This is a genomic window from uncultured Ruminococcus sp., from assembly GCF_947301925.1.
GTDB lineage: Bacteria > Bacillota > Clostridia > Oscillospirales > Ruminococcaceae > Ruminococcus.
The window spans coordinates 538,597-551,052 of the sequence record NZ_CAMYUE010000001.1 but is presented as its reverse complement, the minus strand read 5'-3'; the positions used below and the strand labels follow the sequence as shown (position 1 = coordinate 551,052).

The window sequence follows — 12,456 nt, the reverse complement described above, 5'->3', positions numbered from 1 at the left end:
CATATATAAAACTTCCTCTGTCTGTGCAGGGGAAGTTTTTTCGGAATATTGCAAAAAATGCTTGACAAAGGCTGATGTTTGTGATAAAATATTATTGCCGCTTGTAAACAGGCTTTAAAGTTGTGCCTTCACACGCCTGTAACAGCGAGTTTATTGAAAAGGCAGGTGCCACAATATGTACGCAGTTATTGAAACCGGCGGAAAGCAGTATCAGGTAAATGAGGGAGATATCATCTTCATCGAGAAGCTGGCAGCAGAGGCTGATGAGACAGTTACTTTTGACAAGGTAGTTGCTCTCGGAGCAGACGATGGACTCAAGATCGGTACACCCTATGTTGACGGTGCAGCTGTAAGCGCTAAGGTTCTGAAGAACGGCAAGGCTAAGAAAATCACTGTTTTCACCTACAAGCCCAAGAAGGGTGAGAAGAGAAAGCAGGGACACAGACAGCCTTACACTCAGGTGCAGATCGAAGCTATCAAGGCTTGATCATGATCCGCGCAGAATTTTATGAAAAACAGGGACTTCTGACAGGCTTTAGATTCAGCGGCCATTCGGGTTATGCCGAGGCCGGAGAGGACGTCGCCTGTGCGGCTGTTTCCTCGGCTGTACAGCTTACTGCAAATATCCTCGAGGAATTCGGACTTGCTCCGCGCGTAAAAGTGGGGGACAATGTCATCGAATGTGTCTGCGAGGACGGCGGAGAGATGCCGCCGCGTCTGCTGAATGTTTTAAAGCAGCATTTTGAGGCTATACTGGAAGAGTTCCCGAACACGATCAAAATCATTATTTCGGAGGTGTAAGTATGTTAAAGATCAGTATGCAGTTCTTCGCTCATAAGAAGGGTGTTGGTTCCACAAAGAACGGACGTGACTCAGAGGCTAAGAGACTCGGCGTCAAGAGAGCTGACGGTCAGTTCGTTAAGGCAGGCAACATTCTCGTTCGTCAGAGAGGTACACATATCCATCCCGGTAACGGCGTTGGTATCGGTTCAGATGATACATTATTCGCTACAGTAAGCGGTAAGGTAAAGTTTGAGCGTTTCGGCCGTGACCGTAAGAAGGTTTCTGTTTACGAGATTGAGCAGTAACAGCCATAACGTGACAATAAATCCCGAGCATTTGCTTGGGATTTTTCTTTAGAAACGGAGGTCGGAAATGTTCGTTGATCAGGCGAGAATAAAGATCAAAGCAGGTGACGGCGGCGACGGAGCAGTGTCCTTTCACCGTGAGAAATATGTAGCGGCGGGAGGTCCCGACGGCGGCGACGGAGGACGCGGCGGAGATGTTGTCTTTCAGGTCGATGATAATTTTTCGACCCTCATAGACTTCAGATATAAGAGAAAATATGTTGCTGACCGCGGCGAGAACGGCAGCGGCAGAAACTGTACGGGCAAAAGCGCTCAGCCACTTATAATAAAAGTGCCGAGAGGTACTGTTATCCGCGACGCAAAGAGCGGCAGGATAATGGCTGATATGTCGACTGACGAGCCCAAGGTGCTTGCAAAGGGCGGTAACGGCGGCAAGGGCAATGTTCATTTTGCCACATCTACCCGTCAGATCCCCAAGTTTGCAAAGCCCGGCTATCCCGGAGAGGAGTTTGAGGTCACTCTCGAACTGAAGCTCCTTGCCGATGTGGGACTTGTGGGCTATCCCAATGTGGGAAAATCCACACTCATATCAGTCGTGAGTGCAGCAAAGCCCAAGATAGCAAATTACCATTTTACTACCCTTACTCCTGTTCTCGGAGTTGTCAGGGTAGATGATGAAAAATCATTCGTAATGGCGGATATCCCCGGACTCATCGAGGGGGCAGGCGACGGTGTGGGACTTGGACACGAGTTCCTGAGACACGTCGAGAGATGCCGCCTTATTGTCCATGTTGTCGATGTTTCAGGCATTGAAGGCAGAGATCCCTGCGAGGATTTCGAGGTCATCAATGCGGAGCTTGCAAAGTTCAACGAGGAGCTTGCGGAGCGTCCCCAGATCGTTGCGGCCAACAAGTCCGACATGGCGACTGAGGAACAGATCGAGAAGTTCCGCAAATATATAGAAGACAAGAATATACCATTCTTCTGCATATCAGCTGCCACCACTCAGGGAACGGCAGAGCTTATCAACAAGGTCTCGGAGGTGCTTGATACACTTCCTCCCATAAGAGAGTTCGAGGCAGAGCCCATACCCAAGGAGGAGCTCGACGAGATGCTGGGCGTCGACAAGAAGTTCGATGTCACCGTGGAGGACGATGTATACTATGTTGAGGCTCCGTGGATACAGCCCATCATGCGTACCGTTGATCCCGATGACTACTCATCGCTTCAGTATTTCCAGCGTGTCCTCATCAACAGCGGCATTATTGCCAAGCTTGAGGAAATGGGCATACAGGAGGGCGACACCGTAAGCCTTGAGGGCTTCGAGTTCGACTATATAAACTGATATGAGCAGAGATAAACTGACCGAGCGTGAAGCAAATTCATACAGCCCGCTGACACTGGCCTTTCTGGGGGACAGCGTCTATGATACGCTGATAAGGGAGCACCTTCTGCGCATGGCGAATATGCCTGTTGCGAAGCTCCATTCCGCGAAGATAAGACTTGTCTGCGCAGAATTCCAGTCAAAGGCATACGATGTCGTTGCAGAGCAGCTTTCGGAGCATGAGCTTGCCGTCCTGAAAAGGGGCCGCAATGCTACGGGCAATACTGTTCCGAAACACGCAGACGCAGCGGAGTACCGCCGTGCCACAGCTCTGGAGTGCCTTTTCGGATATCTTTATCTGACAGGCAGCAACGAGCGTATATACGAGCTGTTTGAAATTATCATAAATTCAGATATCAATAATAATGAACAGATAGGAGTGTAAAACTATGTCAGGTCATTCAAAATGGAATAATATCAAGCGTAAGAAGGAAGCTACTGATGCCGCAAAGGGCAAGATCTTCACAAAGATCGGACGTGAGATCACCGTTGTAGTTAAGGAAGGCGGTCCCGACCCCAATAACAACGCAAAGCTTCGTGATCTTATTGCCAAGGCAAAGTCAAACAACGTGCCTAACGACAATATCGAGCGTATCATCAAGAAGGCAGCTGGCGACGGCGACAAGAACAACTATGAGAATATCACATACGAGGGATACGGCCCCAACGGTGTTGCCGTTATCGTAGAGTGCCTTACAGACAACAGAAACCGTACAGCAGGCGAGGTCCGTCACTATTTTGACAAGTTCGGCGGCAACCTGGGAACTATCGGCTGTGTATCGTTCATGTTCACCAACAAGGGTATAGTTATCCTTGAGAACACAGGCCTCGACGAGGACAAGGTTATGGACGATGTATTCGAGTGCGGCGGAGACGATTTCGATATCAACGAGGAGACTGTTGAGATCGAGTGCGCTCCCGAGAATGTAGGCGAAGTTCGTGAGGCTCTTACTGCAAAGGGCTACAATGTTCTTTCAGCAGAGGCTGAAATGATCCCTGCAAACTACACTACTCTCACCGATGAGGATCACATCAAGAAGATGAACCTCCTCCTTGAGCACCTTGAGGAAAACGACGACGTTCAGAACGTTTACCACAACTGGGAGATGCCCGAAGAGGAATAATACTGACAGAAAAATGAAGAATGGAGAGGAGCTCTTTATTCTTCATTTTTTATAAGGAGAAAAAATATGGCCATGACCATAAATAAAGCAGGCAGCGACACAGAGCTCAGGGAGATCGCCGCGCTGGCGGACGTCATATGGCATGAGTGCTTCCCGGATATCATAAGCGAAGGGCAGATAGACTATATGGTGGAGAAATTCCAGTCATACAAGGCTATGACAAAGCAGATCATAGATCAGGATTACAGTTACTTTTCTGTCCGTGATGATGGGGAGCTCTGCGGATATATCGGAGTCAGACCCGAAAAGGATAACCGTTTCTTCCTCAGCAAGCTCTATCTCCGCCATGACAAGCGGGGGAGAGGAATAGCATCGGAAATGCTGGGCAGAGTTTACGCTGAAGCGCGTGACTGCGGAAAGACATCGGTGTATCTTACGGTAAACAAGCATAACGACCACGCCATAGCAGTATATAAGAACGCAGGCTTCACTGTGATCGACGAAGCAGTTACGGATATCGGCGGCGGATATGTCATGGACGATTACATATTAAGCCGTGATGTTTGATGTTATGCAGTACAAACAGAAATATATTGACTTTGTCTCTTATATAATATATAATAAGCTATGTTATGTGAGGGAGTAGTTAACACACGATTGTGTGCGGCAAGCCGACATACTGGCGCTTTTCGGCGCCCGGTTTTGCCTTGAATAATGAGACTCATGTACGGCTTTTTCGTCGTACCTGAGTATGGTTCGGGTACGAGGGTGCCCGAATTTTTTTTTGAGAGGATGTATATGTTATGAGTCTGGCAGAGCTGATCCTGTTATCCGTGGGGCTGGCGATGGACGCCTTTTCCGTTGCGGTCTGTAAGGGACTGAGCATGAAAAAGCTCAATGTTAAGGGAGGAATTATCACAGCGCTGTTTTTCGGCGTTTTTCAGGGCCTGATGCCTGTGATAGGCTATTTTCTCGGAAGCCGCTTTGAAAAGATCATAAGCTCATGCAGTCACTGGATATCCTTCGGACTGCTGGCCTTTATCGGCGGAAAGATGATACTGGAGGCAGTTAAAGGCGGCGATGAGGAAGATGACGACAAGGAATACAGACTTGATCTGAAGGAGCTGTTCATTCTTGCCATAGCCACAAGCATTGACGCTCTTGCAGTAGGTATAGTTTTCGCGGCCGAAAAGACCAATCTATTATTCTCGGTGTCTATGATAGGAATTATCACCTTCGCTCTTTCTCTGGCGGGAGTATTCATCGGCCACAAGTTCGGCAGCAGATATGAGCGCAAGGCCGAATTCGCAGGCGGAACAATACTTGTCCTTATCGGCTTTAAGCTGCTGCTTGAAGGACTGGGCGTGATATAAACAGAAAACCGAGGGCTTTTGGATATGCCCTCGGTCAGCTTACATTTTACGGACTGCTTTTACGGCAGTCTTTTTTATTTTGATTCAGCAACCGGAACAGGAAGCTTCTCAGTCTTATTGAGGAGATACTCCTGTATTGCAAGAGCGTCGCCTGTGGTGATGCCCTTTACAGAAGGATCAACATCGCCGTTGAGCTTGCCCTGAGCTGTCAGGTGCTTCTCGGCTGTTCCGTCTATGCCGTACTTGTTGGGATTGGCAAGGGACTGCATAAGGAGTATAGCGTCGGCAAGCTCGACAACACCGTCGCAGTTAGCGTCGCCGTAAGCTATATCGCCCCTGGATACCTTTATGGTGTAGTATGTTATATTATTCTCCGCTGTGCTTTCGGGAACAGCTTCATCGAAGCTATATGCCGAACCTTCGCACTTGAAATCACTGACACTTACAGACTTGAAATCCTTGAACTGAGAATAATCATAAACAAAAGGATTGCTCTTTGATGGATCTATCATGATAAGGTCAGACGATGTCATTTCATGACCGTCAACGTCCTTTGCTGCTCTTAAAACGCAGCTTACAGACGCATCGTTCACAAGCTCGCCCGTTTCCTTGTCAACTACCTTGAAAACGTAAGAATAGGGTTTTATTTCGGGAGCAGCCTTCTTTGCAAGCTTTACAGTGATATTGGTTACATTGTCTTCGGCGGCTGCTTCAAAGGTTATGTCATCTTGTGAGAGTGTATAATTGCTTTCGCCATAGATTCCCGAAATCGCAAATGTGCACTTTACAGCGTCCTTGTCCTTGGCATAGCTTATGATCATGGGATTGGCAGCGGACATATCAAGCAGAGCAACAGGACCTGTTACGGCGTCCTGGTACTCTATGCTCCAGTTGCCGATGAGTGTCACATCGTTCACGGGAGCACCTGTTTCCTTGTCAACAGCCTTTAAAACGTAGGAATAAGGCTTTACGTCGTCGGGATATACCTTCTTTGAGAGCTTAACTGTATAGTAAGCAACGCCATTTTCGATCTTTGTAACGATATCCTTTTCATCAAGCTTGTAAGCGTGGCCGTTGTATATATTTTCAACGATTGAAAAACTATTTACAGTTACTGATTCAAGGTCTTCAGAATTGTAGTATACCTTTTTAGGGTTCTCAGTCTTGCCGTCAATAGGAAATTCGCTGGTAATAGTCTGGCCGTTTTTTACACGGTTTGCCTTTGCGCTGAGCCATACATCGTTTATGGGAGCGCCTGTCTCTTTGTCAACGATGCTTATCTCAAATGCCTTTGCGGGCTGTTCCGGCTCGCTTCCCTCGATCCATACAGCGTTGAACGCGATACCCAGGCCGGGAGCGGCACCCTTGATAAAGTATTCCTCACCGGGCTGAACGATGGTATCCTCGTACTTCCAGCCGCCGAAGGTGTAGCCTTCCTTGGTGACTGTACACTCCGGAGCAACTATAGCTGTATCCGTATAGCCGGGAACCCTTATATTATCCTTTGAGGAAGTACCGGGCCTGAATAATACAGTATACTTGATAGGCTGCCAGATAGGCTCGAAAACTGCATCGCAGCTTGGCATAGTGAAGGGACTGAGCACAGGATAATCCTTGTCGTCTGCAAGACAGTGCCAGCCTGCGATCTCAAAACCTATTCTGGAGAAGCGGTCAGAGTCCTGAAGGTTAGTGAAATAAGTTTCGGGCTGCTCGTATATCTGAGATGTTGCACCGAGGATCCTGTCGGCGTCGCCGACTGTATAGATCATTTTGTATATCTTCTTGAGATTGGGGCGGAGAACGATCTCCTCGCTGCCCATGATGATCCTTGATCCGGGGAGGAACTCATGAACGCCGTCAGTCCAGCCGTTCTGAGTGTAGCCCTCGGGCGGGAAAATAGTCAGGGGGATATTGATGTACTTGCCCTTTCTGGCGTTTATCGGAGGAACCTTTTCTTCGGCTTCCTCGTCGATAACTCCGTCCTTTTCAACGCGGAAAATGAATCTGTGGAAGTCGCGGTCTGCATTATCTACCCATACGGGGCGAAGTGTAACGTCTTCCTCGCCTACCACAAAAGCGCTTCCGCCGGGGTAAGCATAAAGATCATCGACGGTCCAGCAGCTGAAGGTACAGCCCTCTCTTTCGGGGACCACCCTTGTTACGAATATGGATGAATTGGGTCTTGTCTCAACGTCCTCGATAGTCTGGGGATTGCCCTCCTCGTCATCGGGAATGACAAGTCCCTCGCCGCTGAGATCATAGTGTACGATACAAGTTGTTTTCTGCTCCGTATCCGCGGCGAAAGAAACGCCGACATTCACGGAACAGAGCGCCATCACAGCAGCCATTGCTGCCGAGGTGACAGTTCTGAATAATGGTTTCATAAAGCCCTCCCATCTGATGCGCAGGCATCATCTCGGTGTCTGTGTACGTCAGACACTACCTGAATGAATTTGTGTCCGGATCGTAAAAGTATCCGATACCGCCGAGTTTTGCGGAGATCTCGCTCTGTTCAACGCATAGACTTTTGCATAGTTCATCTAAGGACGGATACTCGTCCCGGAGGAGAGTATTTACGTAGCTCAGTAAGATAACCGGATCGTTTGGCAGATTCATAGTGACTCCTTTTGCCGTACAGGCGGTAAGCGGCAGCAGGACGCAGTGCAGGACATCCCGACAGCCTGCAGAAAACGTGTTTCTGCGTATATTTATAACTTATAAAAATAATATACAATAATAAATATGTTTTGTCAATGTATTTCAAAAAATCCGAAATGAGAATTTTTGGTAAATATGTATTCTGTTTTTACGATAATATGCCTTGTGAGTTATACCACAAAAAATGCACAGCTTATACTTGAAATACAGCGGAAATACCAATGAGCAGAACAATATTTAATTAGAATTAATTATAGCAAATTAATATTTCATTCAAACTCTGACAGATAATATATTAAACCTATTATAATTCTAAAGATAGAGACAAGATACCAACATTGACACTTGTAAATGTTATCTATGTGAGAAAATAGTAATATATGCACTATTGTGTAAAATGCACAGTAAAATCAAGTCGAATTAGGCTAAATTGTAGATAGAAATTTTCTTTATAATATGGTATAATGTTTAAGATATGTGGAGTGTGGTTTGTCACATAAATTTTTTATGGCTGACATTGTTACATTTTTCACAGCTAATACAAGGAGGTCCATTAAATGAATTCAGCTAAATCAACTGTTCCCTTCAAGGGTACTCCCGAGCAGGAGGCTGAGCTTCTCAAGGTCATCGAGGAAAAGAAGAACGATAAGGGTTCACTTATGCCTATCCTTCAGAAGGCTCAGGAAATCTACGGTTACCTTCCGATCGAGGTTCAGGCGCTCATTTCCGACAACACAGGTATCCCTCTTGAGAAGATCTACGGCGTTGTTACCTTCTACGCTCAGTTCTCACTGTATCCCAAGGGTGAATACACAATATCTGTCTGTCTCGGTACAGCTTGCTATGTAAAGGGTTCCGGAGATATCTACAATAAGCTCCAGGAAAAGCTTGGAATCGGCGGTGGCGAGTGCACACCCGACGGCAAGTTCTCTCTTGATGCCTGCCGCTGCATCGGCGCTTGCGGACTTGCACCCGTTCTCACAGTAAATGAAGATGTTTACGGACGTCTCACTGTTGACGACGTTGACAAGATCATTGAAAAATACGCTTAATTCCAAACATTACCATTTAGGAGGTTAACTTATGAAGACTCTTGAAGAACTCAAGGTTGTCAGAGACAGCATGGTGGGAGAGGTAGCTCTCAGAACACATGGCAATGCTTCTTCAAAATATGAAAGACACGTCCTTGTCTGCGGCGGTACAGGCTGTACCTCTTCGGGCTCACCCAAGATCATTGAGGAGCTTGAGAAGGAATTCGCAGAAAAGGGACTTACAGATAAGGTACAGATCGTTAAGACAGGCTGCTTCGGACTCTGCGAGCGCGGTCCTATCATGATCGTATATCCCGAGGGCTCTTTCTACTCACGCGTTAAGGTAGACGAGATCCCCCGCATCGTTGACGAGCACCTCATCGGCGGCAACCCTGTAAAGGAATTCCTTTATGAGGAAACTGTTGCAGGCGACGAGATCAAGTCTCTCGACGATACATCATTCTACAAAAAGCAGCACCGTGTAGCTCTCAGAAACTGCGGTGTTATCAATCCCGAGAACATCAACGAGTACATCGGCCGCGACGGTTATGCAGCTCTCGGCAAGGTGCTCACAGAGATGACTCCCGAGGACGTTATCCAGACCATCCTTGATTCGGGTCTCCGCGGACGCGGAGGCGGCGGCTTCCCCACAGGTATGAAGTGGAAGCTTGCAAGAAATATCGTTCCCAACGCTGACCAGAAGTACGTTTGCTGTAACGCTGACGAGGGCGACCCGGGTGCATTCATGGACCGTTCAGTACTCGAGGGCGATCCCCACGTTGTACTCGAGGCCATGACCATTGCAGGTTACGCTATCGGCGCTACACAGGGTTACATATACGTTCGTGCTGAGTATCCTATCGCTGTTGAGCGTCTTAACATCGCTATCAAGCAGGCTCGTGAGAACGGTATGCTGGGCAAGAACATCTTCGGAACAGATTTCTGCTTCGATATCGACCTCCGTCTCGGTGCAGGCGCATTCGTCTGCGGTGAGGAGACAGCTCTTATGACATCTATCGAGGGCAACCGCGGTGAGCCCCGTCCGAGACCTCCTTTCCCTGCTGAAAAGGGTCTCTTCCAGAAGCCTACTATCCTCAACAATGTTGAGACATATGCTAATATTCCTCAGATCATCCTCAACGGTGCAGACTGGTTCGCATCAATGGGTACCGAGAAGTCAAAGGGTACAAAGGTATTCGCTCTCGGCGGAAAGATCAAGAACACAGGTCTCGTTGAAGTTCCTATGGGTACTACTCTCCGCGAAGTTATCGAAGAGATCGGCGGCGGTATCCCCAACGGCAAGAAGTTCAAGGCTGCCCAGACAGGCGGACCTTCAGGCGGATGTATCGATGCTTCCAACTTCGATATCCCCATAGATTATGATAACCTCATCGGTATCGGTTCAATGATGGGTTCGGGCGGACTTATCGTTATGGACGAGGATAACTGTATGGTAGATATCGCCAAGTTCTTCCTTGAGTTCACTGTTGACGAGTCCTGCGGTAAGTGTACACCCTGCCGTATCGGTACAAAGAGAATGTGGGAGATCCTTGACAAGATCACAAAGGGCAAGGGAACTCTCGAGGATCTTGATAAGCTCGAGGAGCTTGCTTACCACATCAAGGCTAACTCACTCTGCGGCCTCGGACAGACCGCTCCCAACCCTGTTCTCTCAACACTCAGATGCTTCCGTGACGAGTATATCGCTCACGTTGTTGACAAGAAGTGTCCTGCAGGCGTATGTAAGGACCTCCTCAGCTTCGAGATCGAAAAGGACAAGTGTATCGGCTGCGGTATGTGTGCTAAGCAGTGTCCTGCTTCCGCTATCACAAGAACTGATTACATTGCACCCGGCAAGAAGCTTGCTGCAATGGAGATCGACAAGAATAAGTGCGTGAAGTGCGGCGCTTGTATCGCAACTTGTAAGTTCAAGGCAATCATCAAGAAGTAAGCGGAGGAAGAGTAATGGAAAATATAACTGTTAAAATCAACGGTGTAGAATTAGAAGTTCCCAAGGGCACTACTGTTCTTGAAGCTGCTCACATGGCAGGTTTTGAAATTCCTACACTTTGCTATATGAAGGAGATCAACGAGATCGGCGCCTGCCGTATCTGCGTTACAGAGGTAAACGAGGGCAGAGGCTTCCGTCTGGTAGCAGGCTGCGTATATCCCTGTTCCAACAATATGGAGATCCTCACAAGCTCACCCAAGGTAATCGAGTCAAGAAAGAGAACTCTCGAGCTCATTCTTTCAACTCATGACAGAAAGTGCCTCTCCTGCGTAAGAAGCGGCAACTGTGAGCTCCAGAAGCTGGCCAAGGACTACGGCGTTGAGGACGCTACAGTTTACGACGGCGTAAAGAACGAGTACGAGGTTGACAATTCTGCTCCTCATATGTACCGTGACAACAACAAGTGTATCCTTTGCCGCCGCTGCGTAGCAGTTTGCGCAAAGACACAGGGCATCGGCGTTATCGGTGCCAACGAGCGTGGTTTCAAGACATACATCGGCTCTGCATTTGACATGGGTCTCGGCGAGACAAGCTGCGTATCCTGCGGCCAGTGTATCGCTGTTTGTCCTGTCGGCGCACTCTCAGAGAAGGATTACACCAAGGAAGTTATGGCAGCTATCGCTGATCCCGAGAAGACTGTTCTCGTACAGACAGCTCCTGCTGTTCGTGCAGGCCTCGGCGAGTGCTTCGGCAATCCTATCGGTACAAACGCTGAAGGAAAGATGGCAGCTGCTCTCCGCAGACTGGGCTTCGACAAGGTATTCGATACAGACTTTGCTGCTGACCTTACCATCATGGAAGAGGCTAACGAGTTCCTGGATCGTTTCACAAACGGCGGAACACTTCCTCTCATCACATCATGCTCACCCGGATGGGTCAAGTTCTGCGAGCATTACTATCCCGATCTTCTCGATCATATTTCTACCTGCAAGTCGCCTCAGCAGATGTTCGGCGCTACAGCCAAGACATACTGGGCTCAGAAGATGGGCATTGATCCCAAGAACATCGTTATGGTATCGATCATGCCTTGTACAGCTAAGAAGTTCGAGATCGGCAGACCCGATCAGAGCGCTGCTGGCGTGCCCGATGTTGATTACGCTCTTACAACACGCGAGCTTGGCAGAATGATCGAGCGTGCAGGTATACTGTTCAATTCACTTCCCGATGAGAAGTTCGATGATCCGCTTGGAATCTCAACAGGTGCAGGTGTTATCTTCGGTGCTACAGGCGGTGTTATGGAAGCTGCTCTCAGAACAGCTGTATACACACTTACGGGCGAGAATGTAACAGATCTCCCCGAGGTTCGTGGTACAAAGGCTATCAAGGAAGCTACATACAACGTTGCAGGCAACGATGTCAAGGTTATCGTAACCAGCGGTCTTGCTAACGCAAGAAAGGTTCTTGACGATATCAGAGCAGGCAAGTGCGACGCTCAGTTCATCGAGATCATGGCTTGTCCCGGCGGCTGTGTAAACGGCGGCGGTCAGCCTCAGGTTCCCATGGGCGTAAGAAACTTCGTTGACATCAGAGAAGAGAGAGCTAAGGTCCTCTATAACCTCGACAAGTCAATGCCTCTCAGACAGTCTCACGAAAACCCTGCTATCAAGAAGGTTTACGAGGAGTTCTTTGAGAAGCCCGGCAGCCACAAGGCTCACGAGGTTCTCCACACCTCTTATATCAAGAGAAAAGTTAACGAAATATAAACAATAGCTGAATTCATCAAGGGCGGACAAATTTGTCCGCCCTTATTTATTGACATAGGGGCAATGAAGTGCTATAATTGAATA

At 48.2% G+C, this 12,456-nt stretch carries 13 protein-coding genes; 11 read left to right on the top strand and 2 right to left on the bottom strand.

The window, feature by feature from the left end; all coding sequences use genetic code 11:
• The first annotated feature begins 175 nt into the window (after positions 1 to 175).
• From rplU to Q0Y65_RS02595, 8 genes are all read left to right on the top strand, one after another.
• The gene (gene rplU / locus Q0Y65_RS02630) at positions 176 to 487 is read left to right on the top strand and encodes a 50S ribosomal protein L21 (RefSeq protein WP_297956545.1); all 312 of its coding nucleotides are present in this window, start codon (positions 176 to 178) and stop codon (positions 485 to 487) included.
• A gap of 2 nt (positions 488 to 489) precedes the next feature.
• Positions 490 to 801 (top strand): ribosomal-processing cysteine protease Prp, encoded by a 312-nt coding sequence (locus tag Q0Y65_RS02625; RefSeq protein WP_297956542.1) that lies wholly within the window; start codon positions 490 to 492, stop codon positions 799 to 801.
• A 2-nt stretch (positions 802 to 803) separates the two neighbouring features.
• On the top strand, positions 804 to 1,088 hold the full coding sequence (gene rpmA / locus Q0Y65_RS02620) for a 50S ribosomal protein L27 (RefSeq protein WP_028520307.1): 285 nt from the start codon (positions 804 to 806) through the stop codon (positions 1,086 to 1,088).
• A 67-nt stretch (positions 1,089 to 1,155) separates the two neighbouring features.
• A complete protein-coding gene (obgE, locus tag Q0Y65_RS02615; RefSeq protein ID WP_297956539.1) occupies positions 1,156 to 2,433 on the top strand; it encodes a GTPase ObgE in 1,278 nt (425 codons plus the stop codon).
• A gap of 1 nt (position 2,434) precedes the next feature.
• A complete protein-coding gene (locus Q0Y65_RS02610; protein WP_297956537.1) occupies positions 2,435 to 2,857 on the top strand; it encodes a Mini-ribonuclease 3 in 423 nt (140 codons plus the stop codon).
• 4 nt (positions 2,858 to 2,861) lie between these two features.
• Positions 2,862 to 3,596 (top strand): YebC/PmpR family DNA-binding transcriptional regulator, encoded by a 735-nt coding sequence (locus Q0Y65_RS02605; RefSeq protein WP_297956534.1) that lies wholly within the window; start codon positions 2,862 to 2,864, stop codon positions 3,594 to 3,596.
• A gap of 66 nt (positions 3,597 to 3,662) precedes the next feature.
• Positions 3,663 to 4,163, top strand: coding sequence for a GNAT family N-acetyltransferase (locus Q0Y65_RS02600; protein WP_297956531.1), 501 nt, complete (start codon positions 3,663 to 3,665; stop codon positions 4,161 to 4,163).
• A gap of 236 nt (positions 4,164 to 4,399) precedes the next feature.
• Entirely contained in the window at positions 4,400 to 4,969 is a 570-nt protein-coding gene (locus Q0Y65_RS02595; RefSeq protein WP_297956528.1) for a manganese efflux pump MntP family protein, read from the top strand.
• A gap of 74 nt (positions 4,970 to 5,043) precedes the next feature.
• Here the strand turns inward: Q0Y65_RS02595 and Q0Y65_RS02590 are convergent, their stop codons facing one another.
• Entirely contained in the window at positions 5,044 to 7,353 is a 2,310-nt protein-coding gene (locus tag Q0Y65_RS02590) for a dockerin type I repeat-containing protein (protein WP_297956525.1), read from the bottom strand.
• 55 nt (positions 7,354 to 7,408) lie between these two features.
• Positions 7,409 to 7,585, bottom strand: coding sequence for a DUF4250 domain-containing protein (locus Q0Y65_RS02585; RefSeq protein WP_297956522.1), 177 nt, complete (start codon positions 7,583 to 7,585; stop codon positions 7,409 to 7,411).
• 599 nt (positions 7,586 to 8,184) lie between these two features.
• On the opposite strand from Q0Y65_RS02585, the gene Q0Y65_RS02580 reads away from it, so the two are divergent.
• The 3 genes from Q0Y65_RS02580 to Q0Y65_RS02570 all read left to right on the top strand — a co-directional run bounded on the left by Q0Y65_RS02580 (position 8,185) and on the right by Q0Y65_RS02570 (position 12,372).
• Positions 8,185 to 8,679: an NAD(P)H-dependent oxidoreductase subunit E gene (locus Q0Y65_RS02580; RefSeq protein WP_297956520.1), complete on the top strand. Its 495-nt coding sequence runs from the start codon at positions 8,185 to 8,187 to the stop codon at positions 8,677 to 8,679.
• 70 nt (positions 8,680 to 8,749) lie between these two features.
• Positions 8,750 to 10,609, top strand: coding sequence for an NADH-quinone oxidoreductase subunit NuoF (locus tag Q0Y65_RS02575; RefSeq protein ID WP_297957057.1), 1,860 nt, complete (start codon positions 8,750 to 8,752; stop codon positions 10,607 to 10,609).
• A gap of 14 nt (positions 10,610 to 10,623) precedes the next feature.
• Positions 10,624 to 12,372, top strand: a complete 1,749-nt coding sequence (locus Q0Y65_RS02570) for an NADH-dependent [FeFe] hydrogenase, group A6 (protein WP_297956518.1) — start codon at positions 10,624 to 10,626, stop codon at positions 12,370 to 12,372.
• Positions 12,373 to 12,456: the final 84 nt, after the last annotated feature.